Source organism: Sphingomonas sp. LY54 (assembly GCF_035594035.1).
Classification (GTDB): Bacteria; Pseudomonadota; Alphaproteobacteria; order Sphingomonadales; family Sphingomonadaceae; genus Allosphingosinicella.
In genome coordinates, this window is the sequence record NZ_CP141588.1 from 1,612,496 (window position 1) to 1,638,275 (window position 25,780).

Below are 25,780 nucleotides of genomic sequence, written 5' to 3' on the forward strand. Positions count from 1 at the left end.
CCCGGCTACGGCCGCTCAAGTCCTCATTCGTATCGCAATGCGTGGATCGGGTTGGCGCGGGCGACGCGGATCGCATGGCCGGCGATCGTGCCGATCGCGATAGCGAGGGCGAGCAGCCCGGCCAGCACGAACGGCGTCGGGCCGAGCGCAATCCGCGTGTCGAAAGTGTTGAGCCAGTCGCGCATCACCCACCAGGCGACCGGCCAGGCGATGATGTTGGCGATGATCACCGGCTTGGAGAATTGCCAGGCGAGCAGGCGCACGATGTCGCGGCTGCGCGCGCCGAGCACCTTGCGGATGCCGATCTCCTTGGTGCGGCGCTCGGCGGTGAAGGCGGCGAGGCCGAACAGGCCCAGGCACGCGACCACGACGGCGAGCAGAGCGAAGCCGGCGAAGGTCTTGGCGCGGGCGTCCTCGGCCGCATAAAGCTCGCCGATAATCTCGTCGCTGAATTGCGCGTCGAACGGGATTTCCGGCGCGATCCGCTTCCACACCGCCTCGACGTCGCGGCGGACGCGGGCGGGGTCGCTGGCATTGTAGCGGACCAGCATCCAGCCCTGGCCGAAGCGGCTCGACTGGAAGATGATCGGATCGATCGTCTCGCGGATCGAGCGGAACCGGCTGTCCTGGACGACGCCGATGATGTTGGCGTTGATGACGCCGCCATATTCGGGGTTGGTGATCATCTTGATCGTCTTGCCGACCGCCTGCTGCGGCGTGCCCAGCCCGAGCCGGCGCACGGCAAGCTCGTTCAGCACGACGTTGAGACCGCGGGCGACGAGCGCGCGCTCCGCCGCGGGATCCTCGGGGAACGGCGTGGTCGCGTCGTCCATCGGACGGCTCTCGTCGAACGTGCGGCCGGCGAGCAGCTTGATCCCCATCGTATCGAAGAAGCCGTTGTCGATCGCGTAATTGCCGATGTTGATCGGCTCGCTGCGGCCGGGCATCTGCACGCCGGTATTCTGGTTGTTGCGGGTGGCGATACCGATATTGGTACGGCCGACGTCCGTGACGCCGTCGATCTGCTTCAGCTCGCGGATCAAGGTGTCGGCGAGCGGGAACATCTCGCGCCGCCCGACGCCTTCGAGCTGCAGCAGGCCGTCGCGCTTGTAGCCGGGATCGGCGGTGCGGGCGTGAGCGGTCTGGCCGTAGACGATGGCGGTGCAGATGATGAGGCCGATCGAGACGGCGAACTGCGCGACCACCAGGATGTTGCGGAGCGAGCCCGAGCCCTGCGCCTCGGCCGACGACTTGTTGGCCTTCAGGACCGTCGCGGGCTGGAAGCGCGACAGATAGAAAGCCGGATAGATGCCGCCGGCGGCGCCGACGAGCAACACCAGGCCGATGATCGGCAGGATGAGGCCGCCTTCACCCAAATAGCGCATCTTGAGGTCGGCATCGAGGAAACCGGCGAATGCCGGCAACACCAGCTCCACAAACGCCAGGGCGAGCAGCATCGCAATGGCCGCGACGAGCACGGATTCGCCCAGGAATTGCGTCATGAGCTGCTTACGGTTGGCGCCGAGCACCTTGCGCAGCGCCACTTCACGCGCCCGCTGGCTGGCGCGGGCGGTGGCGAGGTTGGTGAAGTTGACGCAGGCCATCGCGAGGATGAGCGCCGCGATCACGCCGAAGGTGATGATCGAGCGACGGTCGTTGCCCGGCGTCATCGCCGCTTCCTGAGCGTCGCCCAGATGGACGTCGGCGATGTTGACGAGCTTGAACTCGGAGAAGTCGCCCTGGTTGGTGCGCTGGCCGCCGAACACCTGGTCGGGGATGTTGCGCTTCTCGAACGCTTCCATCTGCGCGTTGATCGCGTCCGCGTCGGCGCCGGGGCGCAGCTTCACGTAGACCCAACCGGACTGCCAGCCCCATTGGGTCATGAACTCGGTCTGGTCGGCCCAATAGCTCTGCGGATCGTAGCGGGCGATCATCGTCGCTCGGAAATGCGTGTTTTTCGGCAGGTCGTTGAGGACACCGGTGACTCGGAAATCGGTCTGCTTGCCGCGCGACGACAGGGTCAGCGTCTGGCCCATCGGGTCGTCATTGCCGAAATATTTGCGCGCCTCGGTCTCGGTGATGACCAGGGACCCGACCTGGTTGAGCGCGGTCTCGCGATTGCCCTTCGCAAGCGGGAACTGGAGGATGTCGAGCAGATTGCCGTCGACGAAGCGGAAATCCTCGGTGGCATAGGCCTGGCCGCCCTTCAGCACGATGGGCCCGGACGACAGAGCGTGCACGCTGTTCTCGACCTGCGGGAAGTCCTTCTTGAGCAGGTCGCGCGCCACATAGGGCGCCATCTGGATCTTCTGCACCTCGCCCGCATCGGGATCGGTGAAATAGGACTGGAACTGAAAGGCCTGGTCCGCGCCCGGAAGCTGCTTGTCGAAGCTCAGCTCGTAGCGGACGAACAAAAGGATCATCAGGCAGGCGGCAAGCCCGAGCGCCAGGCCGAAGATGTTGATGAAGGCATAGGTCTTGTTCTTGGCCAAGGCCCGGATGCCGACGGTGAGATAGTTGCGCCACATGGCTGATGATCCTCGATTATTTCGCGATGGCGGCGCCGCGCCGGTGGGCGACGACCTTGACCTCGGTGAGGCCGCCATCGGGCAGGAGGCGATCGACGTCGATCGCCGTCCAGGCATGCGGGAGGCCGGTGAGATGCCGCTTCTTCACCTCGGAGAAGGGCTCGATCTGGGTGGTGATGTCGGTGTGGTAGGTGGTCATGTCGACCACGTCGTCGAGCGTGGCGCCGGCGCGCTTCAATGCCGCGCCGATCTGGCGGAACACGCGGTCATAGGCGGGGACGAGGTCCGCCTCGCCCGGCGCCTGCCCGGCGACTATGCCCGAAAGATAGATCGTGTCGCCGGCGATGACCGCGGTGGCATAGCCGTAGCGCTCCTGGTCCGCGCGCTGCTCCTTATGGGTGGACATCAGCACCGTCGCTTCGGTCCGCGTCTGGGCGAAGACCGGCCCCGGAAAGAAGGCGGCGAGCAACGCGACCGGCACTGCCAGCCGTGTCGAGCGAAGCCGGGGGCGGTGTACCCCGGCTTCGCCCGGGACGGGCGCCATGAGAGGGCGACGCCCGTTTCGCAGGATGGCGGGGCCGGTCATGCGCGTCACGCGGCGCGGCGGCGCTGCTGGAGGACGCGGCCGTCGAGCATGTTGACGACGCGGCCCGCATAATCGGCGTGACCCGGCGAGTGCGTGACCATGACGATCGTCGAGCCCTCGGCATTCAGCGCCTGGAGCATCTTCATGACCTCCTCGCCATGCTGGGTGTCGAGGTTGCCGGTCGGCTCGTCGGCCAGGATCAGCTTGGGATTGCCGACCAAAGCGCGGGCGACGGCGACGCGCTGCTGCTGACCGCCCGAAAGCTGGCTCGGCCGGTGCTTGGCGCGATGGCCGATGCCGACCTTGTCCATCACTTCGTCGGTGCGGCGCTTGCGCTCCGAGGCCGGCACGTCGTGATAGAGGAGCGCCAGCTCCACATTTTCGCGCACCGACAGCTCGTCGACCAGATTGAAGCTCTGGAAGATGAAGCCGATATTGTGCTTGCGCACGTCGGCGAGCTTGGCCTCCGGAAGGCCGGCCACTTCCTGGCCGTTGAACACGTAGGAGCCCGAGGTCGGGCTATCGAGCATGCCGATGACGTTGAGCAGGGTCGATTTGCCGCAGCCCGACGGGCCCATGATCGCGACGAACTCGCCGTCCTCGATTTCGAGGTGGACGCCGTCCAGCGCGGTCGTCTCGACGGTGTCGGTGCGGTAGACCCGCGATAAGTCTCGCATGCTCAGCATTGCCCAGCTCCTTCAGTTGGTCTCGAGGTCCAGCCGATCCTTGTCGGCGAAACCGGTATAGGGGGAGGTGAGGACCTTCTCGCCGGGCTCCAGCCCTTCGAGCACCTCGATGAAATCGGCGTTGCGGCGGCCGAGGCGGACCTGGCGCTTGATCGCCTCGCCGCCGTCCGGCGTCACCACGAACACCCAGGCGCCGCCGGTCTCGTTGTAGAAGGCGCCGTTCGGCAGCAGCAGAGCCGCGGTCGGATCGCCGAGCGTCAGCTTGGTCTGGATGGTCTGGCCGCGCTGGATGTCCGCGGGCTCGCCGCCGACGAAGTGGAAGTCGACTTCGAAGGTCCCGTTCCGCACCTGCGGATAGATCTTCGCGACCTTCATCTTGTAGGTCTTGCCGCCCCATTCGGCCGTGGCGGTCTGGCCGGGCTCGACCCGGCCGAGATAGAATTCGTCGACCTGCGCGACCAGCTTGTTGCGCCCCGCGCTGTCGATCTGGCCGAGCCGTTCGCCGCGGTTCATCGACTGGCCGACCTGGATGGAGAAGGCCGTGAGCTGCCCGGTCACCGGCGCGCGCAGGTTGAGCGCGTCGAGCGTGGCGCGGGCGATGTCGAGGCTGCCGGAGAGGGAGGCGTTGGATGCGCGCAACTGGGCGAGCTGGCTCGTCTGCAGCCGCTGGTTGACTGCGCGGGCGCGGCGCAACACGTCGGCGCGCTTCTGCATCGACAGATATTCGTCGCGGCTGTCGCGGAAGACCTTGGCTGGAACGAAGCCCTTGTCGGCGAGCGGCCGCTGCACCTCATATTGGCGCTTGGCCTTCTCGGCGGCGAGTTCGGCCTCGATCACCGACCGCTCGTCCTGCATCTGGGTCTGGGCGAGCGCGAGCTCCTGGCTGCGCATCGAGTTGACCTCGCGCGACACTTCGGTCTGGCGGCCGAGCAGGTTGAGCTGAAGATCGGAGTTGGACAGGACGGCGAGAAGCTGGCCCTTCTGGACCATGGCGCCGTCCTCGACGAGCACCTGCTCGACCCGGCCGCCCTCGACGGCGTCGAGATAGACGCTGACCAGCGGCGTCACGCGGGCGCGCAGCGGCAGGAAGTCGTCGAAACGGCCTTTCTCGACGGTGGAGATGGTGACCCGGTCGGCTGCGATCGTCTGGCTGCTCGCGTCGGGCGCCATCGTGTAGAAACTCGCCGCGGCGACCAGAGCGATCGCGCCGCCAATGGCAAGCTTCAGATCGCGCGACAGCCCCTTATTCTCGACGACACGGTCCATGCCGCCGCCGCTGTGCGCCCTCGCCTCCCCCTCGGATGCCTTCATCTTAATCACACTCATTCAAGAGACCTCCCGGGCTCACTAGGCAAAAGGCGTGCCAGGAGCGGTGCGGCGCAAAGGCGAGGCGGCAAGAAGCGTCGCGAACGAACAAGTGTCCGATTCCGGACAGACCCGTGTTCGTTCGCGGACACCGAAAAACGATCAGACGATCGCGACCGGACGCAGCGCCTCGAAAGCGAGCGACAGCGCGATCATCATCCAGACGGTAGCGCCCATCATCGATTGAATATTGGTCATTTTCAGTCTCCCCACGAGAATGGTCCTGATGCTGATCCTGACTGAGCATGGGCCGTGCCAAACCCTGGAGTGGCCGGAAATCCGCCATTCCTGCGCAAAGGCACGGCGCGGCAAGTGTCCGCTTCCGGACAAGAGTGTTCGGCGCCGGACAGCAACTGGCACGGAAATTGTTTGTTGGCGGACGGGCAGGCTTTAAGGATCGGGCCGTGGGACGGGGCAAATATTCACGCTGCATCGTCGTCGACGACGATCCCGACATTCTTTTGTCGGCGCGGCTTCTGTTACGCGACCTGTTCGCCGAGGTCGCGACCTTCACTGCGCCCGACGAAGCGATGGCGGCGATGGACCAGGCCCTGCCGGATGTCATCCTGCTCGACGCCAATTTCGGCCGCGGCGCGACCAATGCGGCCGAGGGCTTTCATTGGCTCGCCGAATTCCTGAAGCACGATCCCCATGCGGTGGTGGTGATGATCACCGCCCATGGCGGCATCCAGATCGCCGTCGAGGCGATGAAGCGCGGCGCCACCGACTTCGTCTCGAAACCCTGGTCGAACGAGCGGCTACTGGCGACGGTCCGCACTGCCGCCGCGCTGCGCAATAGCCGCGAGGAGGTGGTGACCGAGCGTCGCCGCGCCGCTGCCGTCACCGCGCCTCCGCCCGGCGGCGAGACATTGCTGGGCAATTCGCCGCTGATCGCCCGCGTCTTCTCGCTGATCGAGCGTGCCGCGCCGACCGAGGCCAATGTCCTCATCCTCGGCGAGAACGGGACCGGCAAGGAACTGGTCGCGCGCGAACTGCACCGCCGTTCGCGCCGCGCCGACGAGGTCCTCGTCTCGGTCGATCTCGGCGCCGTGACCGAGAATTTGTTCGAGTCCGAATTGTTCGGCCATGTGAAGGGCGCTTTCACCGACGCCCGCGGCGACCGGATCGGCCGGCTCCAGGCGGCCGACGGAGGAACCCTGTTCCTCGACGAGGTCGGGAATCTGCCGCTCCATCTCCAGCCCAAATTGCTCACCGCGCTCGAACAAAGGCAGGTGATCCCGGTCGGCTCGAACAAGCCGGTGCCGATCGACGTGCGCGTGATCGCCGCCACCAACCTGCCGCCCGAGCAGCTCGCCGACGAGAGCCGCTTTCGCCAGGACCTGCTGTTCCGCCTCAACACCGTCGAGATCGAGTTGCCGCCGCTGCGCGAGCGGCGCGAGGACATCCTCCTGCTGATCGACCATTATGTCGCGCTCTATTCGAAGAAATACGGCAAGCCGGTGCGCGAAATCCCGCCCGAGGTCGTGACCGCGCTTGAGGCCTATGACTGGCCCGGCAACGTGCGCGCGCTGCGCCACGCCGCCGAGCGCGCCGTGATCCTCGCCGGCGAGGGCGCCTTCACGCTCGAGGATTTCTCTCTGTCGCGCACCGCCGTCCCGCGCGCGATCGCGCCGCCGCCGCCCGTCGCCGGGACCGACCTCAATCTCGACCGTGCGGAGCGCCACATGGTCGAGGCGGCGCTGAAGAAGCACGCGTACAACATCTCGCTGGCCGCGGCCGAGCTCGGCCTCACCCGCGCTTCGCTCTATCGCCGCATGGACAAGCATGGGCTTTAAACGCCGCTTCATCATCGGCCTGGTGTGGCGGGTCGGGCTGCTGATGCTGACGGCATTCGCCTTCCTCTACACGCTCAATACGGCGGGACTCGCCGCGGCGCGCCTGCTCGCCGCCTTGCTCTGCGTCGGCGCGGTGATGGGCCTGTGGCGCTACATCCAGCGCACCAATGTCGAGCTCGCCCGCTTCGTCGACGCGGTCCGTTTCGGCGACCTCCAGCAGAGCTTCACCCACCGCCACGAGGGTAGCGGCTTCAGCGAGTTCGGCGAGGCGCTCGAACAGGGCATCCGCCGCCTGCGCGACGAGCGCCACCGATTGAGCGACGACAGCCGCTTCTACGAGGCGGTGCTCGACGACGCCCCGACCGCCCTCCTCACTGTCGCCGCCGACGGCAAGGTCGATCTCGCCAACAAGGCGGCGCGCCGGTTGCTGGTCCGGCACAAGGGCGTGCGGATCGAGGATTTCGAGATTTACGGCGCCGCCTTCGCCAAGAGCCTGACCGACGCCGCGGTGTCGCGCCCGCGCCTCGTCCCCCTCACCACCGATTCCGTCCCTCAGACGGCGATGGTCAGCGCCGCCATGGTCCACCGCCTCGGCAGCCAGGTGCGGGTGGTGGCGGTGCAGCCGATCCAGGGCGAGCTCAACGCGGTCGAGATCGCGGCGCAGAGCGATCTGGTGCGCGTCCTTACCCACGAGATCATGAACTCGATGACGCCGGTAACCTCGCTCGCCCACACGGCGGCGCAGCTGATCGGCGCGGCCGACAAGGGCGACGACCCCGACATCGCCGATGCTCGCGCCGCGATCGAGACGCTGTCGCGCCGCGCCGACGGCGTGATGCACTTCGTCGAGAGCTACCGGCAGATCAGCCGCACGCCGGAGGTTCGCCGTCGCGAGTTCGAGGTCCTCCCCTGGGCGCAGGAGCTGGAATCCCTGTTCCGCGCCAGCGACGCGGGCGCCGGGGTCACATTGTCGCTCGACGTCGAGCCCGAGACGATGACGATCGACGCCGATCCGGACCTGCTCTGCCAGGTGCTCATCAACCTGTTGCGCAACGGCGCCGAAGCGGCCCGCGCCCATGCGCCCGAGCCCCGCGTCGCATTGTCCTTCGCCCAGACTCGCAACGGCCGCACCCAGATCGAGGTCGGCGACAATGGTGCGGGTGTGCCACAGAGCCTGCGCCACGACGTCTTCCTCCCCTTCTTCACCACCAAGGCCAAGGGGACGGGGGTCGGGCTGAGCCTCGCCCGCCAGCTCGTGCTGGCGCACCGCGGTTCGATCGATCTCGCGGCCGGCAAGGAGGGCGGCGCGCTGTTCAGGATCGTGATCTAGAGCGAGGCCGGATCGGCGCTGGCCGGATCCACCGGTCCCGATTCGCGCGCGTCGAGCGCCAGCGTTTCCAGCGCTCCATCGTCCAGCGGGATCGGATCGGCGAGGCTGAGGCCGTCGAGGATGCGCGCGGTCTCGTCGCGCACCATCAGCATCACGCGGTGAAGCCGGCACTGCTCCTCGGTCACGCAATTCTCGCACGGCTCGTAGGCCAGCCGGCTCGCGCAGGGCACCAGACCCAGCGAGCCGCGCGTCAGGCGGACGATTTCGCCGTAGCTGACGTCCTGCGGCGGACGGGCCAGCCAATAGCCGCCGTCGCGCCCGCGCCGGCTGACGATCATGCCCTCGCGGCTCATCTGCGACAGCATCACGGTGAGGAATTTGGGCGGGATCTTCTGCGCCTCGGCGATCTCGCTCAACTGCACCGGGCCCTGGCCATAGCGGTCCGCCAGGTGGAGCAACGCTCGGATTGTATACCGGGTTCGTTGAGAAAGCATGGCGGGCTAATGAACCCAATGCGTTAGCTTGGCAACTGCGACGTGCGCGCCGCTACAGGCCTTTGAAAAGAAAGCCCAGAAGCGCCGATCCGGCGAGCACCGGGATCATCCCGATCCGGAAGCGAAACACCGCTACCAGTGCCGCTGCCGAGAGCAAGGCGGCGAGCGGATCGAGGCTGGCCCAGTCGGGAATGTCGGGCCCGAACCGGCGCTCCGTCACCCGCGCGAACAGGAAGTGGATCGCGAACCACACAGCAAGGTTCAGGATCACGCCGACGACCGCGGCCGTGATCGCGGCGAGCGCGCCGGCCAGCGCGCGATTCTCGCGCAGCCTTTCGATCCAGGGCGCGCCGGCGAAGATCCACAGGAAGCAGGGCAGGAAGGTGACCCAGGTGGTGAGCAGGCCGCCGAGCGTGCCGGCGAGCAAAGGCGGAAGTCCGCCGGGATCGCGATAGGCGCCGAGGAAGCCGACGAACTGCGTGACCATGATCAGCGGCCCCGGCGTCGTCTCGGCAAGGCCGAGCCCGTCGAGCATCTCGCCCGGCTGGAGCCAGTGATAAGTGTCGACCGCCGCCTGCGCGACATAAGCGAGCACCGCATAGGCGCCGCCGAAAGTGACCACCGCCATTTGCGAGAAGAAGAGCGCGATGTCGGCGAACGCGCCGGCACCGGTGGCGACCAGCAGTCCGACCGGGACCAGCCAGAGCAGGAGCAGCAGCAACGAGACCGGGAGCAGGCGCCGTCCATCCCGGGCATGGTCGGGCAGGCCGGTGCCGAGCGCGGTCTCGGCGTCGGGGGTGGCCGTGCCGCCCGGGCCGTGTCCGCCGCCGGCTGCGAAAGCCTTGCTGCCCGCCCGCGCCGCGGCGAAGCCAACCAGCCCGGCGCCCAACACGATCAGCGGGAAGGGAATGTCGAGCAGGAAGATGCCGAGGAAGGCCACGGCGGCCACGAGGCGGCGCGCACTGTTGCCAATCGCACGGGCGCCGATCCGCACCACGGCCTGGACGACGATCGCCAGCACCGCCGCCTTCAGTCCGAAGAACAAGGCGGCGACCGGCGTCGCACGGCCGTAGAGGACGTAGAGCCAGCTCAGCGCCATCATCGCGACGAGGCCGGGCAGGATGAACAACAGGCCGGCGACGAGCCCGCCCTTCACGCGGTGCAGGAGCCAGCCGATATAGGTGGCGAGTTGCTGCGCTTCCGGCCCCGGCAGCAGCATGCAGAAATTGAGGGCGTGGAGAAAACGATCCTCGCCGATCCACTTCTTCTCCTCGACGAGGATGCGGTGCATGACCGCGATCTGCCCGGCCGGGCCGCCGAAGCTGAGCAAGGCGACCCGCGCCCAGACGCGGACCGCCTCGCCGAAAGTCGGGTAGGCGCTCAGACGGTGGCGTCCTTCAGCGACTGCATGTCGATCACGAAGCGATACTTCACGTCGCTCCGCAGCATCCGCTCATAGGCGTCGTTGATCGCCTGCATCGGGATCATCTCGATGTCGGAGACGATGCCGTGCGTGGCGCAGAAATCGAGCATTTCCTGCGTCTCGGCGATGCCGCCGATCAGCGAACCGGCGAGCCGGCGCCGCTTGGAGATCAGGTTGAACACGCCCGGCGAAGGGTGCGGCGTCGCCGGCGCACCCACCAGGGTCATCGTGCCGTCGCGCTTCAGCAGGTTCAGGAATGGATCGAGGTCGTGGGGCGCGGCGACGGTGTTGAGGATGAAGTCGAAGCTGTTCCTGTGCGCCGCCATCTCGTCGGGATTGCGCGACACCACGACCTCGTGCGCGCCGAGCCGAAGCGCGTCCTCGCGCTTGTTGGGCGAGGTCGTGAACAAGACGACCCGCGCGCCCATCGCGGCGGCGAGCTTCACGCCCATATGGCCGAGCCCGCCGAGCCCGACGATGCCCACCTTGTGGCCCTCGCCGACGTTCCATTCGCGCAGCGGCGACCAGGTCGTGATGCCCGCGCAGAGCAGGGGCGCGACCGCGGCAAGCTGGTCCTCGCCATGCTTGATGCGGAGCACGAACTCCTCGCGCACCACGATCTTGTCCGAATAGCCGCCATAGGTAATCGGGCCGCCGCCCTGCTCGCGGCTGTCATAGGTGCCGGTGAAGCCGTTCTCGCAATATTGCTCGAGCCCTTCGGCGCAGGCGTCGCAATGCTGGCAGGAATCGACCATGCAGCCGACGCCGACGAGGTCGCCGAGCGCGAACTTGGCGACATGCTCGCCCGTAGCGGTCACCCGGCCGACGATCTCGTGCCCCGGCACGCATGGATAGGTGGCTCCGCCCCATTCGTTGCGGGCGGTGTGCAGGTCGGAATGGCAGACGCCGCAGAACAGGATCTCGATCTGGACGTCGTGATGGCCGGGCAGCCGGCGCTCCAGGGTGAAGGGCGCGAGCGCGCTTTCGGCGTCATAGGCGGCATAGGCTTTGGTGGCGGTCACGATGTGTCCTTCCTCATTGCGGGCGGGGTCTCTCTCCCGCGAGGGGAACGCCTTTTCAAGCGATCGGGTACCGCTCAGATCTCATATTCGAGCTGGTGCAGCGCATCGGCCAGGGCGGCCTGGTGCTGGCGCGCCGCGATGCGGTCGTTCAGGCGCCGGATCGTCTTGCTGGCGCGATCAGTGAACACGCCCGGGATCAGCCCGTGGATCATGCAGGCGCCGCCGGCGAGGACCATCGCGCTGCCGATGCCGGAGGCCACGGCGAGGTGCTGGCGATAGCCTTCGCCCGCCTCGTCGAGATGGGCGCGGCTGCGTGCAACGAATCCTGACTTGCGCTGCATCGTTCCTGTCCTGCTGCAATGGAGCCGGGCCGCGTCTACCACGAAAGCGGACGGCGCCAGAAGCCCCGTCCGGATCAGCAGTCTAGCAGCCCTCGCGGAAATCGGGCAGTGCGTCCCGCATGCACACGCCTCACCGCTCCGCCCCGACCCACCATGTCGCCATCGTCGGCGGCGGCTTTTCCGGGACGCTGCAGGCGGTCAACATCCTGCGCCACGCCGGTCCGCGCGTCACCCTGATCGAACGGCGGCCGGTTGTGGGGCGCGGCACCGCATATTCGGCGGCGCACGAAGACCATCTGCTCAACGTCCGGGCCGGCAACATGAGCGCCTTCCCCGACGATCCCCGCCATTTCGTCCGCTGGCTGGAACGCCGCGAGCTCGGCGGGGCCGCCGACTTCATCTCGCGCCGGACCTACGGCACCTACCTCGGCGACATATTGGACGACGCCCTGGCCACATGCGGCGGCCGGCTGACGGTCGTCCGCGACGAGGTGACCGACGTGACGTTCGCGGCGGACGGCGCCACGGTGACGCTGGCCGAGGGCGCCCCGCTCCGCGCCGACAAGGTCGTCCTGTCGGTCGGCAACCTTCCGCCGCACGAGCCGCCGCCGCTGCGCGCGGCCGGCCTCGGCCCGGACGTCTACGCCGCCGATCCCTGGTCGGACCGGGTGGTCGAAGGTCTCGATGACGCCGACGAGGTGCTGGTGCTCGGCACCGGCCTCACCATGATCGACGTGGCCTTGCTGCTCGATTCGCACGGCTTCCGCGGCCGCACCCTTGCTTTGTCGCGCCGCGGACTGCTGCCGCGCTCTCACGTCGCGCCGGCCGGCCCAGCCAGTTCGCTCGCGGAACGGCCGGCGGTTTCGGGCTCGGACCTGGTCCATTGCGTTCGAGCCCGCGCCGATCAGGTGGGATGGCGGGCCGCCGTCGATGAGCTGCGCCCTTACACGCAGGGCATGTGGCTCAACGCCAGCGAAGCCGAGCGCGCCCGCTTCCTGCGTCACTTGCGGCCCTGGTGGGACGTGCATCGCCACCGCATCGCGCCGCGCGTCGCCGAACGGATCGAAACCATGCGCGCGGACGGACGGCTGCGCGACGTGGCCGGCAAGATCCTGCGCGTCGAGGCCGTGGACGGCGGCGCCGAGGTGGTGTGGCGCCCACGGGGACAGGAGCAGGCGGAGACGCTGCGCGTCCGCCGTATCGTCAATTGCACCGGTCCGCAGGGCGATCTGCTGCGCACAGACGAGCCCTTGCTGCGCAGCCTGCTCGAGCGCGGCCTGATCCGCCCCGACGCCCAGCATCTCGGCATCGAGGTCAACCAGCAGGCCGAGGCGGTCGCGGCGGACGGCACTGCACAGAAGCGTCTGCTCGCCATCGGGCCGATGACCCGCGGCGCCTTCTGGGAGATCGTCGCCGTGCCGGACATCCGCGTGCAGAGCTGGGCGCTGGCCCGCCGCCTGTCCAACGCCCACTGGGTGGAGGGCGAAGGCCTCTAGAGCGCCGAGGGCAGGTTCATCACTTCTTGCTGTTCGAAGCGGCGGGCGGCGTGGTCGCGGCGCCATTGCTGCAGCCGATCGGCGCCGTACCAGACGAGCAGCTTGACGCCCGCCGATACGATTTCCCCGAAGCTGAACTGCTGGCGGACCCGATATTCCTCGGCCAGGGCGGCTTCGGCCTGGGTCTGCGGCACGGCGTAGAGGACGGGCAGGTTGGTGCGGATCTCGACCGGCGCCGGCCTCTCGGTCGGCGGCGTCTCCGCGAATTTCCAGACGACGCGGAACCCCTTCGGGACCGGCGTCCACAGCTCGCCCGAGCGGACCATGTCGCGGCCGCAGCGGCGGCACGAGCTGAAATGGAAGCCCTGGTTGCGGACCGTGCTGGGATAAGGCGAATGTTTGGCGATGCGGCAGAAAAGGGACATCGGGGTTCCTCAGGCTGAATGGGTGTCGAGATGGAAGGCCGCGAGGTCGCGTAGCGCCGCATCTTCGCTCGCGAGGGCGGCCTCGGGGCTCCAGACCTCGAAGCTGCCGCCGGCGCCGACGAACAGGGCCTGCGACGTGATGCCGCTCCGCCGCCGCGCCATCGGCGGCAGCATCAGTCGCCCGCGTCCGTCGAATTCCGCCTCCTCACCGAGCCCGAAGAGCCGGCGGGTACGGGCATGATGCGCGGCCGCCGCGACGCCCGCCTGCTCGTCGGCAATCCGGCGGCGCTCGGTGTCGGCATGGAGCAGGCTGGCATGAAGCCGGTCGAAGGCGGAAACGCAGGGGTCGGTCTCGTGCGGCGCGAACAGCACCGCCCGTCCGTCGGACCGGCGCTCGAGCATGGAGCGCACGAACGGCGGCAGCGCGACGCGGCCATGCCGATCGACAGCGCATAATGCGCTTCCGCTGAACAGATGCTCCACGCTGAACCCGACCCCCGTTGAACAGGGCAAAGACGGCGTTAACCATGTCTCTGCCGGGTCGGCCATTAGCGGTCGGGCGCGCGCTGGCGCCACGGTATTGGTCCTAAGTATATGCGCTTAAGGGTTGGCTCAGCCGGCCTTGGCGTCGATCGGCTCCAGCTCGCCGTCGAGGGCGATGCGCAGCGCCTGCGACAGGCTGGTGACGCCGAGCTTGGCCATCATCTTGGCGCGATAGACCTCGACGGTGCGCGGGCTGAGATCGAGCCAGCGGGCGATCATCTTGTTGGCCATGCCGGCGCGCAGGCCCTGCAATATCTCGCGCTCGCGCGGGGTCAACGCGTTGAGCTTGGTCGTCGCCTCGGTGCGCGCCGCCTGGCTCTCGCGGGTCTGCTCGGCCCGCTCGAACGCACGCTCGACCGCCTCGGTCAGCTCCTCCGCCTTATAGGGCTTTTCGAGGAAATCGACCGCCCCCGCCTTCATCGCCCTCACCGCGAGCTCGACGTCGCCATGGCCGGTGAGGACGATGACCGGGAGCTGCACGCCGCGGCGGGTGAGCTCCGCCTGGACCTCGAGCCCGTCCATGCCGGGCATGCGGATGTCGAGCAGGACCGAGCCGGAATCCATCCGCCGCGATTGGAGGAATTCGTCGCCGCTGCTGTAAATCTCGGTAGCGTAGCCCAGCTGGCGGAGCATGAAGCTGGTGGAGGCGCGCACTTCACTGTCGTCGTCAACAATGTGGACCAGGCGAGTCATGCGATTCTCCCCGCTAACCGGACGGAAACTTGTCAGGACAGCAAAAGCTCCGTGGCAAATATGTTACGAGCCCCCCTCTATTCCTCCATTTTGGACGTGAGTTGGGGAAAGCCGCATAAGGGCATTTACCCAATAGCTTAGCGCAATCGAAATCTGGCACTTGGTTAACAGAAGGTTGCCGCGGATCCGAAGCGGGGAAGCTCGGACGTCGGCAATGGGGAGACCAATAGTGATCCAGATCGTGCCCACTGCCGTGGAACAGCTCCGTCCGCGCATCTCCGTTATCGGCGTCGGCGGCGCCGGCGGCAATGCCGTCGCCAACATGATCGCGAGCGGCGTCCACGGCGTCGAGTTCATCGTCGCCAACACCGACGCCCAGGCGCTCAACGCGTCGAAGGCCGACCAGCGCATCCAGCTTGGCCGGACGACGACGCAGGGGCTCGGCGCCGGCGCTGCGGCGGCGGTCGGCAAGGCCGCGGCCGAGGAATCGCTCTCCGACATCCAGATCGCGATCGAGGGCTCGCACATGTGCTTCATCGCCGCCGGCATGGGCGGCGGCACCGGCACCGGCGCCGCCCCGGTCATCGCCAGAGCGGCGCGCGACAAGGGCATCCTCACGGTCGGCGTCGTCACCAAGCCGTTCGGTTTCGAGGGCAACCGCCGCGCCCGCTCCGCCGAGGAGGGCATTGCCGAGCTCGCCCGCCACGTCGACACGCTGATCGTCATTCCCAACCAGAACCTGTTCCGCGTCGCCAGCCCCGACACGACCTTCAAGCAGGCGTTCGACATGGCCGACGAAGTGCTCCAGCACGGCGTGCGCGGCATCACCGACCTGATGGTCATGCCCGGCCTCGTCAATCTCGACTTCGCCGACATACGCTCGGTCATGGCCGGCATGGGCAAGGCGATGATGGGCACCGGCGAGGCTTCGGGCGACCGCCGCGCGGTCGAGGCGGCCGAACTGGCCATCTCCAATCCGCTGCTAGACGGCGCGATGAAGGGCGCCCGCGGCCTGATCATCTCGATCAGCGGCGGCGAGGACATGCGGCTGATGGAGATCGACGAGGCCGCCCATTATATCAAGGACCTGGTCGACCCCGAGGCCGACATCATCTGGGGCTCGTCCTTCGATCCCAATCTCGACGGGCGGGTGCGCGTCTCGATCGTCGCCACCGGTCTCGACGACGACGCCGACGCGCCGCGGACCCAGACGGTGCCGGCGATCGCCGCCGCGACCAGGCCGCTGCCCTTCCTGTTCGCCAAGACGCTCGAGGCCGAGCAGCCCCCCGTCGCGCTCGAACCGATCGTCCTGCCCGAGCCGGTGCCGGTTCGTGCGCCGGCCGCGCCCGCGCCTTTGGTTGCCGCGCCCGCGCCGATCATCGAGGCCGAGGAGGACTTGTTGCTGACGCCGGACGAGATGCTGGCGATGGTCCTGCCCCCGGCCGCCGCGCCGGCCCCGACGCGCGGCGCCAGCCTGTTCCAGCGCATGGCCAGCATGGCCCGCCACACCGTCCAGGCCCCGCCAAGCCCCCGCTTCCACCGCCGCCAGGCGGCCTGACATTCTTCACGGGACAGCGAAAGCCGGTCGCCACGTGCGGCCGGCTTTTTCGTGTCAGTTTCGGTCGGGATCGGCAAAATGGCGGAGCGGGAGGGATTCGAACCCTCGATACGGTTTTGCCGTATACTCACTTTCCAGGCGAGCGCCTTCGACCACTCGGCCACCGCTCCGCATGCTCTGGAACGCAAGGCCTCTAATCGGCGCGGCGGCGGAGGGCAAGCTATGCCGCGAGCCCGTCGATCCTTTTTGCCAGCGCGACGTCCCGCCCGGTCAGCCCGCCGGCATCGTGGGTGGTGAGCAAGATATCGACCCGGTTCCAGACGTTGGACCATTCGGGATGGTGGTCGGCCTTCTCCGCGGCCAGCGCGACCGCGGTCATGAAGGCGAACGCCTCGGTGAAATCGGCAAAGCGGAAGCTGCGCGTGATCGCGTCGCGCGCCTCGTCCCACGCCCAATCGGGCAGGTCGGCCAGCGCCTTTGCGCGCTCGTCCCCGTTGAGCTTCTGAACCATTTGACCTCTCCCTTGCTGGCGCGGCGGCCGCTTCCCCTCTATGTCGCTTGACCGTGAGCGAGCGTCAAACCTTTGCGCCCGATGCGGCGGCGATCGAGCGGCTGGCCGATGCGGCGATCGCGCGCATGCCCGAGCTGTTCCGCCGCCATCTCGAGGGCGTCGTCGTGCGCGTCGAGGATTTCGCGGAGGAAGACGTGCTGCGCGAGCTCGGCATCGAGGAACCGTTCGACCTCACCGGCCTCTACACCGGCCGTCCGGTCGGCGAGCAATCGTCGATGCTGTCGGGCGAGCTTCCGGCGATGATCCATCTCTACCGCCGCCCCCTGCTCGACGAATGGGCCGAGACCGGCGTCAGCCTCGAGGATCTCATCACCCACGTCATCGTCCACGAGGCGGGCCATCATTTCGGCTTCTCCGACGCCGACATGCACGCGATCGAGGACGCCGCGGGGGACGAGGCGGAGTGACGGCGGCGGCGTTGCTCGCGCTCGAGGACGTCGCCTGCCTGCGCGGCGGCCGGCTGCTGTTCGAAGGGCTGAACCTGCGCCTCGCGCCGGGCGAAGCGGCGGTGGTGACCGGGCCCAACGGGATCGGCAAATCGAGCCTGATGCGGATCGCGGCCGGCCTGCTCCCCGCCGCCGCCGGACGGGTAGCGCGCGCGCCGGCCGCGCTCGCCGACGAGAAGCTCGCCCTCGACGAAAGGCTGACGCTCGGCCGGGCGCTGCATTTCTGGTCGCGGCTGGACGGCGGCGCGGCCGGCGCGGGCCTCGCCGAAATGGGCCTCGCCCATCTCGCCGATGTCCCGGTGCGGATGCTCTCGACCGGTCAGCGGAAGCGCGCGGTGCTGGCGCGGGTGGTGGCGAGCGGCGCGTCGCTGTGGCTGCTCGACGAGCCCGCCAATGGCCTCGACGCGGAAGGGCAGGAACGGCTGACCCGCGTCATGGCCGCACACCGCGCCGGCGGCGGCGCCGTGCTGGCCGCCTCGCACCAGCCGCTCGCTTTGCCCGGCGCGCAGACGGTGGCGCTGGCATGACCGCCCTGATCCTGCGCGAGCTGCGGCTGGCGGCGACCGGCGGCAATGCCGTGCTGCCGCTCGTCTTCTTCCTGCTGGTCGCGACCCTGTTTCCGTTCGCGGTCGGCCCGGACGGCCCCTTGCTCGCGCGCACCGGCGGCGGCGCCTTGTGGATGGCCGCCCTGCTCGCCGCTCTGCTCCCGGTCGATCGCCTCGTCGAACCCGATCGCGCCGCCGGGATGCTCGACCAGTTCGCCATGCGCGGGATCAGCGACGAATCCGTCGCCATGGCCAAGCTCGCCGGCCACTGGCTGAGCTTCGGCCCGCCCTTGATGCTGGCCGCGATCCCCGCCGCTGCGCTGATGAAGCTTCCGCAGGACGTTTTGCTGAGGCTGGAACTCGGCCTTCTGGTCGGCACGCCGGGACTCGCGGCGCTGACCCTGATCGTCAGCGCTTTGATCGCCGGCCTCCGAAGCACCGGCGCGCTCGCCGGCCTGCTGATGCTGCCGCTGGCGGTGCCGGTCCTGATCTTCGGCGCCGGCCTCGTCGAGCGCGGCGGCGATGCGGGCGCGCTGAAGCTGCTCGGCGCGGTGTCGCTGCTGCTCGTCGCCGCCGCGCCCTTCGCCGCCGGCGCCGCGCTCCGGGCGGGACGCGACTAACGCCTCACAAAGCCCTCCCCTTCAGGGGAGGGGTTGGGGTTGGGGAGTCAGGCGAAAAGAAACGTCCTCGCCGGCATCGAGCCGGCTCTGCCGTCGACCCACCCCTCGATCCCCTCCCTTGAAAGGGAGGGGAGAATTAGGCGGGATTGACGCCGCTCAGCGTGACCAGCGCGCGAAAATCGCGGTCGGCAGAAGCAGGCCCCGCGTTTCCTCGCGCACTGCCATGTCGCCGCACTCGACGCGGCCGCCGAGATGCGCAGTCGCCTGGGCGAGCAATTCGCCGATCGCCAGCGCCGACATCCGCACCGCGTAGACGGTGAGCACCAGGAAGCGGCTGTCGGCGTCGAGCAGCTGCACGCAGTCGGCGATCAGGCCGGGCAGCCCCTCCTCCAGCTTCCACACCTCCCCGGTCGGGCCGCGCCCATATTTGGGCGGGTCAAGGATGATGCCGTCATAGCGGCGGCCGCGCCGCACCTCGCGCGCGGTGAATTTGGCGGCGTCGTCGACCATCCAGCGGATCGGGCGATCGGCCATTCCGGAGAGGCGCGCATTGTCCTTGCCGGCCTCGACCGATTTTTTCGAAGCGTCGACATGGACGAGGTTCGCGCCGGTGGCCGAAAGCGCGAGCGTGCCGACGCCGGTATAGCCGAACAGGTTGAGCGCCTCGCTGCCCGAGCCGAGCCGCTCCCGCATCCACGCCCATTGCGCCGCCATGTCCGGGAAGAAAGCGAGGTGGCGGAACGGCGTGCACTGGCTGCGGAAGCGCACGTCCTCCCACGCCAAGTCCCAGCCTTCCTTCGGCACCGGCCGGGCGAACTGCCAGCGGCCGCCGCCTTCCTCGTCCGATCCCGGGATGAACTCGCCGTCGGCGTCCCACGCGTCGAGCGCGGGCGCCCACATCGCCTGCGGTTCGGGCCGGACGAAGCTGTAGCGGCCGTAGCGCTCGAGCTTGCGGCCATGTCCGGAATCGACGAGGCCGTAATCGCTCCACGGCTCCGTCACCAACGTCGACAGGTTCATGCGGCGCGCACCGCCGGGAACCCGATCGTGGCGCGGGCACGCGGGCCGGCGAGCATGCGTCCGCCGGCGGCGCGGACATCGTCGACGGTGACGGCAGCGAGGTCGGCGATGATCTGGGCGGGATCGACCAGCCGGTTGTAGAGCGCGAGCTGGCGGGCGACGTAATTGGCCTGCCCCCAGCTGCTCTCCATCGACATCAGCAGGCCCGCCTTGGCCTGCGTGCGGACCCGGTCCACCTCGCGCTGGTCGATGTGGGTTACGGCCTCGGCCAGCACCTCCTCGATCAGCTGCGCGGCGGCGGCCGACTGGCGTCGGGCGGTAGCGGCGTAGACCGCAAAGACGCCGACGTCGCGATAGGGCGAGAGGCTGGCATAGACGCTGTAGGCGAGGCCGCGGTCCTCGCGCAGTTGCTGGAACAGGCGCGACGACATGCCGCCCCCGACCGCGTCGGCGAACAGGCGCGCGGCATAATAATCGGCGCCGAGCTGGGGCGGGCCGGGGAAGGCAAGCGCAAGATGGGCCTGGTCGCTGCTTGCCCGGCCGACGCGGTTGCCGCCGGTGAACTGGGCCGGCTCGTGCGATACGATCTCGCCCTCGGGCAGGCCGCCGAAATGCTGTTCGGCGAGCGCGACGAAACGTTCGTGATCGACCTTGCCGGCAGCGACCAGCGCCAGGCTGCCGGCGCGATACTGGCTCATCCGCCAGTCGTGCAGGTCGTCGATCGTGATCGCGGCGATGCTGGACTCGTCGCCCAATACCGAACGGCCGAGCGGCTGATCGGTGAACGCGGCCGACCAGAGATCGTCGAAGATGATGTCATTGGGCGTGTCGCGCGCCTCGCCCAGCTCCTGCAGCACGACGTCCTTCTCGCGCTCCAGCTCGGCGGTCGAGAAATGCGGGCGCAGGATCATGTCGGCGATCAGCTCGATGCCGAGCGGCACATGCTCGGCCATCACCGAAGCCATGAAGCTTGTCGAATCGCGGTCGGTGGCCGCGTTGAGGTCGCCGCCGACATCCTCGATCGCCTCGCTGATCTCGCGCGCGGAGCGGCCGCCGGCGCCCTTGAACACCATATGCTCGTAGAGATGGGCGAGGCCGTTCAGGCGGGCGCTCTCGTAGCGAGAGCCGGTGTCGGCATAGAGCCCGACCGCGGCGGTCTCGACGCCTGGCATTTCGCGGCTGGCGACGCGCAGCCCGTTGGCCAATGTGGTGAGGTGCATCATGAACGGCCGGATGTAGGGGCTCGGCCGGAGGCGGGCAAGCTTGGCCCTCAGTCGCCGTCGGGTCGCGCCTGGCGCTTGCGCAAGGCGAGCAGGTAGATGATCAAAGCTGCGAGCGCGAAAAAGAACCACTGGATCGCGTAGAAACGGTGGTTGTTGGGCACGTTGGCCGGCGACGGCGCTGCGCTCGGCACCAGCCCGGGCGCCGCGGCCGCCGATACGAGACGGATGCGATAGTCCTTGTCGGGCGCGATCACGCCGCGCACGGCGCCGCCGTTCCAGCCCGTGGGCGGGTCGGACGATTTGGACCAGCCCATGTCGACCTGCATGCCCGGCCCCTCCATCCCGCTGGTGCGGCAGGCGGCGATATGGCTCCAACCCGATTCGGCGGCGGCGTTGCGGCCGGCCACCGTCCGCCAGTCGGCGACGGAGAGGCAGAAGCCGGAGGCGCGACGGAAAAGCAGGGAATCATCCGCGGGCGGCGTCGTCGGCCAGGCGATCTCGGGGAGCTGCGCCGCCGTCTCGAAGCGGGCAATCATCCCCTCCTTCCATTCGGCGCGCTGCAACTGCCAGATTCCGAGGCCGATCATCACCGCGACCGCCGCCGCGACGATCAGGGTCGGCAGTAGCGGCAGGCGCAGCCTCATGACCGGACCTGGCGGTCGCGTGTGGCGTGGAGGGAAGGGAGCTGATGGGTCATCAAAAAGAAGGGGCGCCTCGCGGCGCCCCTTTTTTTTCTTAGTGGAACTCGGCGCCCCAGCCGCCCCACACGTAGATCGCCAGGAACAGGAACAGCCACACCACGTCGACGAAGTGCCAGTACCAGGCCGCCGCTTCGAAGCCGAAATGCTGCTTCGGCGTGAAGTCGCCACGATAGGAGCGGACCAGGCAGACGATCAGGAAGATCGTTCCGATCAGCACGTGGAAGCCGTGGAAGCCGGTCGCCATGTAGAAGGCCGAGGTGTAGATGTTGTCGCCGAAGCCGAACGGCGCCACCGAATATTCATAGGCCTGGATCGCGCTGAACAGGACGCCGAGGCCGATCGTCGCCCACAGGCCCTTGATCAGGCCGTCGCGGTCGCCGTTGATCAGCGAGTGGTGCGCCCACGTCACCGTCGTGCCCGAGCAGAGCAGGATCAGGGTGTTGAGCAAAGGATAGCCGAACGGATTGAGGACGACCATGTCCTTGGGCGGCCACACGCCGCCGATCGATTCGACCGGCGAGGGGAACAGCGCCGCGTTGAAATAGGCCCAGAACCAGGCGACGAAGAACATCACTTCCGAGGCGATGAACAGGATCATGCCGTAGCGCAGGTGAAGCTGGACGATCGGGGTGTGATCGCCGGAATTGGCTTCACGGACGACGTCGGCCCACCAGCTGAACATCGTGAACAGGACCGCGATCACGCCGGCGAAGAAGACCGCGCCGCCAAATTCCTGATCGTGCATCCACATGACGCCGCCGACGGCCATTGCCAGCGCCGAGAAGCTGCCCACCAGGGGCCACGGGCTCGGCGGCAGAATGTGATAGTCGTGATTTTTCGCTCCGGCCATCGATCGTGTCCTCTAATCCCTGTTCGTAAGGCCGGGCTGGGACCGGCCGGAAGGTCAATGTCGTTCCGTCCGCGGACGGGTGATTGCTAGCCCCTCTAGCTTTGCTCGCCGGAGGAATCCACCTCGTAAAAAGTGTAGCTCAGCGTGATCTCTTCGATCTTGGCGTCGACTGGATTCTCGAGAATCTTGGGATCGACGAAAAAGACCACCGGCATCCGCATTTCCTCACCCGGCTTCAGCACCTGCTCGGTGAAGCAGAAGCACTGGATCTTGGTGAAATACTGGCCGGCCTGGGTCGGCGTCACGTTGAAGCTCGCCGTGCCCTTGACCGGCTTATCGGAGAGGTTCCTGGCCGTGTAGAAAGCCATGTTGCGCGCGCCGACGGCAACGCGCTGGACGTGCTTCTCGGGCTTGAACTCCCAGGGAAGGCCGGGGGTCACGTTGGCGTCGAAGCGGACGTTAACGAGCTTGCCGACGACCGCGCCCGGCGCTTCGGCGCCGACATTCTTCATCGTCGTGCCGCCGAAGCCGGTGACCTGGCAGAAGATGCGGTAGAGCGGCACCGCCGCGAAGGCGAGGCCGACCATGGCAAGGGCGACCAGGGCGAAGATCACGCCGGTGCGGCCATTCTTGCGGGCGAGAGTGGTGGTGGTCATTGGTTCACGCTCATCTTGGCGATCGTGATGGCGAACATCAGCACGACGAAGATGCCGAGCAGCACCGCCATCACTGTGGCGCGGCTCCGTTGCCGCGCGCGAATTTCGTCATCGCTCGGCGGCGTCGGATCGTTCTGGGGGATCATGCGAGCAGCCACCGATCGAGTACGAGGGCGCCGAAAACGGCGAAAAGATAGACGATGGAGTAAGCGAACAGCCGCTTCTCCGGCTTCATCCCCGCCGGCTCCGTGGCGCGGTTGGCGAGGACCTGCAGCGACATTACCACGAAGGCCAGGCTGAGACAGACAGCGGAAACCCCGTAGATGCCGCCGGTGAGACCGAGAGGCCAGGGCGCGACCGCCGCCGCGGCCATCGGCAGTGTGTAGAGCGCGATCTGCTGGCGCGTCACCGTCGGCCCGGAAACGACCGGCAGCATCGGCACGCCGGCATTGGCGTAGTCGGTGCGCACGAACAGCGACAGCGCCCAGAAATGCGGCGGCGTCCACAGGAAGATCAGGGTGAACAGGAGCAGCGGGAGCAGAGTTACGTCGCCGGTCACCGCCGCCCAGCCGATCACCGGCGGGAAGGCGCCCGCGGCGCCGCCGATCACGATGTTCTGCGGGGTGCGGCGCTTCAGCCAGACGGTGTAGACGAGCACGTAGAACAGGATCGAGACCGCCAGCACCGTCGCGGCGAGCCAGTTGGTGGCGACGCCCATCAGCAGCACCGAGAAGACGCCGAGGCCGACGCCGAAATGGAGCGCCGACTGGCGGTCCATGCGCCCGGCGGGCAGCGGACGGTTGGCGGTGCGCCGCATCAACGCGTCGATATCGGCTTCATACCATTGGTTCAAAGCGGCGGCGGCGCCGGCGCCGAGCGCGATGCAGAGGATCGCGGTGAAAGCCAGGACGGGGTGGATCGCGGCCGGCGCGGCCAGCAGCCCGCACAGGCCGGTGAACACGACGAGGGTCATCACGCGCGGCTTGGTGAGCGCAACGAAATCGCGCCAGTCGGCGGTCAGGCTTTGGCTCTGGGGCATTACGTTCGTCGTCATAGCATCTGTTCCGGCAACCCGCCCGCTTAAAAGGATGCCCACCAAAGCCGGGCTTTGATGGGAACGCTCCGGCCGGGAAAGGCCATCATTCTGGATCGTGAGGGCCGGGATCTGCGTGCAGCTCCCGGCCCTTACGAAAGGGTCAGTCGATCCGCGGCAGCGTCTCGAACTGGTGGTATGGCGGCGGGCTGGACAGCGTCCATTCCAGCGTTGTCGCGCCTTCGCCCCAGGGATTGTCCGGCGCTTTCTTGCCGAACATCAGCGACCAGATGACGTTCACGAAGAAGAACACCATGCCGATGCCCATGATCGCGTAGCCGAACGAGGCGACCTCGTTCCACTTGCTGAACGCATCCGGATAGTCCGGATAGCGACGCGGCATGCCGTCGAGGCCGAGGAAGTGCATCGGGAAGAACATGATGTTCACGCCGATGAAGAACACCCAGAAGTGCAGCTGGCCGAGCAGCTCGCTGTACATCTTGCCGAACATCTTCGGGAACCAATAGTACCAGCCGGCGAACAGCGCGAACACCGCACCCAGCGACAGCACGTAGTGGAAGTGCGCCACGACGTAATAGGTGTCGTGCATGTAGTTGTCGACGCCGCCATTGGCGAGCACGACGCCGGTTACGCCGCCCACGGTGAACATGAAGATGAAGCCGAGCGACCACACCATCGGGGTCTTGAAGCTCATCGAGCCGCCCCACATGGTCGCGATCCACGAGAAGATCTTGATGCCGGTCGGCACCGCGATCACCATCGTCGCCGCGGTGAAGTACATCTTCGTGTTCACGTCCATGCCGACCGTGAACATGTGGTGGGCCCAGACGATGAAGCCGACCACGCCGATCGCGACCATGGCGTAGGCCATGCCGAGATAGCCGAAGACGGGCTTGCGGCTGAACGTGGAGACGATCTGGCTGACGATGCCGAAGCCCGGCAGGATCATAATGTACACTTCGGGGTGGCCGAAGAACCAGAACAGGTGCTGGTAGAGCACCGGATCGCCGCCGCCCGACGCGTCGAAGAACGTCGTGCCGAAGTTGCGGTCGGTGAGCAGCATCGTGATCGCGCCGGCGAGAACCGGGAGCGCGAGCAGAAGCAGGAAGGCGGTGACCAGCACCGACCAGGCGAACAGCGGCATTTTGTGCAGGGTCATGCCCGGCGCGCGCATGTTGAAGATGGTGGTGATGAAGTTGATCGCACCGAGGATCGAACTCGCGCCCGCAAGGTGGAGCGAGAGGATGGCGAGATCGACCGCAGCCCCGGGCGAGCCGCTCGTCGACAGCGGCGCGTAGACCGTCCAGCCGGTGCCGGCGCCGGGGCCGGTGCCGCCCGAGACGAACGTCGAGCCGAGCGTCAGCAGGAAGGCCGGCGGCAGCAGCCAGAAGCTGATGTTGTTCATGCGCGGGAACGCCATGTCGGGCGCGCCGATCATGAGCGGCACGAACCAGTTGCCGAAGCCGCCGATCATGGCAGGCATGACCATGAAGAAGACCATGATCATGCCGTGGGCGGTGATCAGCACGTTCCACAAATGGAGCGCCTCGTCGAACGACTCCGCGCCCGACCAGGCCTGCAGATACTGGACGCCCGGCTGGGCGAGCTCGAGGCGCATCATGCCCGAGACCGCGCCGCCGATGATGCCCGCCACGATGGCGAAGATCAGGTACAGCGTACCGATGTCCTTGTGGTTGGTGGACATGAACCAGCGGGCGAAGAACCCGGGTTTGTGATCCGCGTCATGATGATCATGCGCGTGGGCCGCTTCGAAATGAGCAGCGTTAGCGGTGGTATCGGTCATTGCT

The 25,780-nt window shown here is 67.7% G+C and carries 27 protein-coding genes and 1 tRNA gene; 7 read left to right on the plus strand and 21 right to left on the minus strand.

Translation table 11 applies throughout. The features are described from left to right. Window positions 1-23: 23 nt before the first annotated feature. The 4 genes from SH591_RS08140 to SH591_RS08155 are packed head-to-tail and all read right to left on the minus strand — an operon-like array spanning window position 24 to window position 5,126. Entirely contained in the window at window positions 24-2,528 is a 2,505-nt protein-coding gene (locus SH591_RS08140) for an ABC transporter permease (RefSeq protein WP_324751287.1), read from the minus strand. A 16-nt stretch (window positions 2,529-2,544) separates the two neighbouring features. After that, window positions 2,545-3,072 (minus strand): Rid family hydrolase, encoded by a 528-nt coding sequence (locus tag SH591_RS08145; RefSeq protein ID WP_324751288.1) that lies wholly within the window; start codon window positions 3,070-3,072, stop codon window positions 2,545-2,547. 47 nt (window positions 3,073-3,119) lie between these two features. Next, window positions 3,120-3,800, minus strand: a complete 681-nt coding sequence (locus SH591_RS08150; protein WP_322831052.1) for an ABC transporter ATP-binding protein — start codon at window positions 3,798-3,800, stop codon at window positions 3,120-3,122. Window positions 3,801-3,812: 12 nt separating this feature from the next. After that, window positions 3,813-5,126, minus strand: a complete 1,314-nt coding sequence (locus SH591_RS08155; RefSeq protein WP_324751289.1) for an efflux RND transporter periplasmic adaptor subunit — start codon at window positions 5,124-5,126, stop codon at window positions 3,813-3,815. Between the two features lie 443 nt (window positions 5,127-5,569). Here SH591_RS08155 and SH591_RS08160 point away from each other — a divergent pair, with 443 nt between their 5' ends. Then, complete coding sequence (locus SH591_RS08160; protein ID WP_324751290.1) at window positions 5,570-6,961, plus strand: sigma-54-dependent transcriptional regulator; 1,392 nt, start codon at window positions 5,570-5,572, stop codon at window positions 6,959-6,961. Continuing rightward, window positions 6,951-8,291, plus strand: coding sequence for a sensor histidine kinase (locus tag SH591_RS08165; protein WP_324751291.1), 1,341 nt, complete (start codon window positions 6,951-6,953; stop codon window positions 8,289-8,291). The genes SH591_RS08160 and SH591_RS08165 overlap by 11 nt, the downstream gene beginning before the upstream one ends. Here the strand turns inward: SH591_RS08165 and SH591_RS08170 are convergent. The 4 genes from SH591_RS08170 to SH591_RS08185 form a co-directional block, all read right to left on the minus strand. After that, window positions 8,288-8,785 (minus strand): RrF2 family transcriptional regulator, encoded by a 498-nt coding sequence (locus SH591_RS08170; protein ID WP_322831056.1) that lies wholly within the window; start codon window positions 8,783-8,785, stop codon window positions 8,288-8,290. The two genes, SH591_RS08165 and SH591_RS08170, sit on opposite strands and share 4 nt — an antisense overlap. Window positions 8,786-8,837: 52 nt before the next feature. After that, window positions 8,838-10,169, minus strand: a complete 1,332-nt coding sequence (chrA, locus tag SH591_RS08175; protein WP_324751353.1) for a chromate efflux transporter — start codon at window positions 10,167-10,169, stop codon at window positions 8,838-8,840. Continuing rightward, entirely contained in the window at window positions 10,166-11,233 is a 1,068-nt protein-coding gene (locus tag SH591_RS08180) for an NAD(P)-dependent alcohol dehydrogenase (RefSeq protein WP_324751354.1), read from the minus strand. The genes chrA and SH591_RS08180 overlap by 4 nt, the downstream gene beginning before the upstream one ends. A 71-nt stretch (window positions 11,234-11,304) precedes the next feature. After that, complete coding sequence (locus tag SH591_RS08185; protein WP_322831058.1) at window positions 11,305-11,571, minus strand: DUF6356 family protein; 267 nt, start codon at window positions 11,569-11,571, stop codon at window positions 11,305-11,307. Between the two features lie 119 nt (window positions 11,572-11,690). Between SH591_RS08185 and SH591_RS08190 the strand changes: the two genes are divergently transcribed. Continuing rightward, complete coding sequence (locus SH591_RS08190; protein WP_324751292.1) at window positions 11,691-13,067, plus strand: FAD/NAD(P)-binding protein; 1,377 nt, start codon at window positions 11,691-11,693, stop codon at window positions 13,065-13,067. Here SH591_RS08190 and SH591_RS08195 read toward each other — a convergent pair. The 3 genes from SH591_RS08195 to SH591_RS08205 form a co-directional block, all read right to left on the minus strand. Next, window positions 13,064-13,492 (minus strand): hypothetical protein, encoded by a 429-nt coding sequence (locus tag SH591_RS08195; RefSeq protein ID WP_324751293.1) that lies wholly within the window; start codon window positions 13,490-13,492, stop codon window positions 13,064-13,066. The two genes, SH591_RS08190 and SH591_RS08195, sit on opposite strands and share 4 nt — an antisense overlap. 9 nt (window positions 13,493-13,501) lie before the next feature. Next, entirely contained in the window at window positions 13,502-13,894 is a 393-nt protein-coding gene (locus SH591_RS08200; RefSeq protein ID WP_324751294.1) for a division/cell wall cluster transcriptional repressor MraZ, read from the minus strand. Window positions 13,895-14,104: 210 nt separating this feature from the next. Further along, window positions 14,105-14,728 carry a response regulator transcription factor gene (locus SH591_RS08205; protein ID WP_324751295.1) on the minus strand — a complete coding sequence of 208 codons (624 nt, stop codon included), beginning with the start codon at window positions 14,726-14,728 and terminating at the stop codon, window positions 14,105-14,107. A gap of 226 nt (window positions 14,729-14,954) precedes the next feature. Here SH591_RS08205 and ftsZ point away from each other — a divergent pair, with 226 nt between their 5' ends. Further along, window positions 14,955-16,286, plus strand: coding sequence for a cell division protein FtsZ (gene ftsZ, locus SH591_RS08210; protein ID WP_324751355.1), 1,332 nt, complete (start codon window positions 14,955-14,957; stop codon window positions 16,284-16,286). Between the two features lie 79 nt (window positions 16,287-16,365). On the opposite strand, the gene SH591_RS08215 is transcribed toward ftsZ, so the two are convergent. After that, window positions 16,366-16,456, minus strand: a tRNA-Ser gene (locus SH591_RS08215). Between the two features lie 50 nt (window positions 16,457-16,506). Then, the gene (locus tag SH591_RS08220) at window positions 16,507-16,797 is read right to left on the minus strand and encodes a 4a-hydroxytetrahydrobiopterin dehydratase (protein ID WP_324751296.1); all 291 of its coding nucleotides are present in this window, start codon (window positions 16,795-16,797) and stop codon (window positions 16,507-16,509) included. A gap of 125 nt (window positions 16,798-16,922) precedes the next feature. Between SH591_RS08220 and SH591_RS08225 the strand changes: the two genes are divergently transcribed. From SH591_RS08225 to SH591_RS08235, 3 genes are read left to right on the plus strand one after another with little or no spacing between them, the layout of a single operon-like run. Next, the gene (locus SH591_RS08225; RefSeq protein ID WP_324751356.1) at window positions 16,923-17,264 is read left to right on the plus strand and encodes a metallopeptidase family protein; all 342 of its coding nucleotides are present in this window, start codon (window positions 16,923-16,925) and stop codon (window positions 17,262-17,264) included. Beyond that, window positions 17,261-17,830: a heme ABC exporter ATP-binding protein CcmA gene (gene ccmA, locus SH591_RS08230; RefSeq protein WP_324751297.1), complete on the plus strand. Its 570-nt coding sequence runs from the start codon at window positions 17,261-17,263 to the stop codon at window positions 17,828-17,830. Before SH591_RS08225 ends, ccmA begins: the two co-directional genes overlap by 4 nt. After that, window positions 17,827-18,468: a heme exporter protein CcmB gene (locus SH591_RS08235; RefSeq protein WP_324751298.1), complete on the plus strand. Its 642-nt coding sequence runs from the start codon at window positions 17,827-17,829 to the stop codon at window positions 18,466-18,468. The genes ccmA and SH591_RS08235 overlap by 4 nt, the downstream gene beginning before the upstream one ends. A gap of 156 nt (window positions 18,469-18,624) precedes the next feature. On the opposite strand, the gene SH591_RS08240 is transcribed toward SH591_RS08235, so the two are convergent. The 8 genes from SH591_RS08240 to ctaD form a co-directional block, all read right to left on the minus strand. After that, entirely contained in the window at window positions 18,625-19,488 is an 864-nt protein-coding gene (locus SH591_RS08240) for a class I SAM-dependent methyltransferase (RefSeq protein ID WP_324751299.1), read from the minus strand. Beyond that, complete coding sequence (locus tag SH591_RS08245; protein WP_324751300.1) at window positions 19,485-20,711, minus strand: M16 family metallopeptidase; 1,227 nt, start codon at window positions 20,709-20,711, stop codon at window positions 19,485-19,487. The genes SH591_RS08240 and SH591_RS08245 overlap by 4 nt, the downstream gene beginning before the upstream one ends. A 47-nt stretch (window positions 20,712-20,758) precedes the next feature. Continuing rightward, window positions 20,759-21,355, minus strand: coding sequence for an SURF1 family protein (locus SH591_RS08250; RefSeq protein WP_324751301.1), 597 nt, complete (start codon window positions 21,353-21,355; stop codon window positions 20,759-20,761). A gap of 91 nt (window positions 21,356-21,446) precedes the next feature. Continuing rightward, window positions 21,447-22,262 (minus strand): cytochrome c oxidase subunit 3, encoded by an 816-nt coding sequence (locus SH591_RS08255; RefSeq protein WP_322831068.1) that lies wholly within the window; start codon window positions 22,260-22,262, stop codon window positions 21,447-21,449. A gap of 95 nt (window positions 22,263-22,357) precedes the next feature. After that, window positions 22,358-22,918 (minus strand): cytochrome c oxidase assembly protein, encoded by a 561-nt coding sequence (locus SH591_RS08260; protein WP_322831069.1) that lies wholly within the window; start codon window positions 22,916-22,918, stop codon window positions 22,358-22,360. After that, window positions 22,915-23,064, minus strand: coding sequence for a hypothetical protein (locus tag SH591_RS08265; RefSeq protein WP_322831070.1), 150 nt, complete (start codon window positions 23,062-23,064; stop codon window positions 22,915-22,917). The genes SH591_RS08260 and SH591_RS08265 overlap by 4 nt, the downstream gene beginning before the upstream one ends. Beyond that, window positions 23,061-23,972 (minus strand): heme o synthase, encoded by a 912-nt coding sequence (locus tag SH591_RS08270; RefSeq protein ID WP_324751302.1) that lies wholly within the window; start codon window positions 23,970-23,972, stop codon window positions 23,061-23,063. Before SH591_RS08270 ends, SH591_RS08265 begins: the two co-directional genes overlap by 4 nt. Before the next feature lie 142 nt (window positions 23,973-24,114). After that, entirely contained in the window at window positions 24,115-25,776 is a 1,662-nt protein-coding gene (ctaD, locus tag SH591_RS08275; protein WP_322831072.1) for a cytochrome c oxidase subunit I, read from the minus strand. Between the last annotated feature and the right edge of the window lie 4 nt (window positions 25,777-25,780).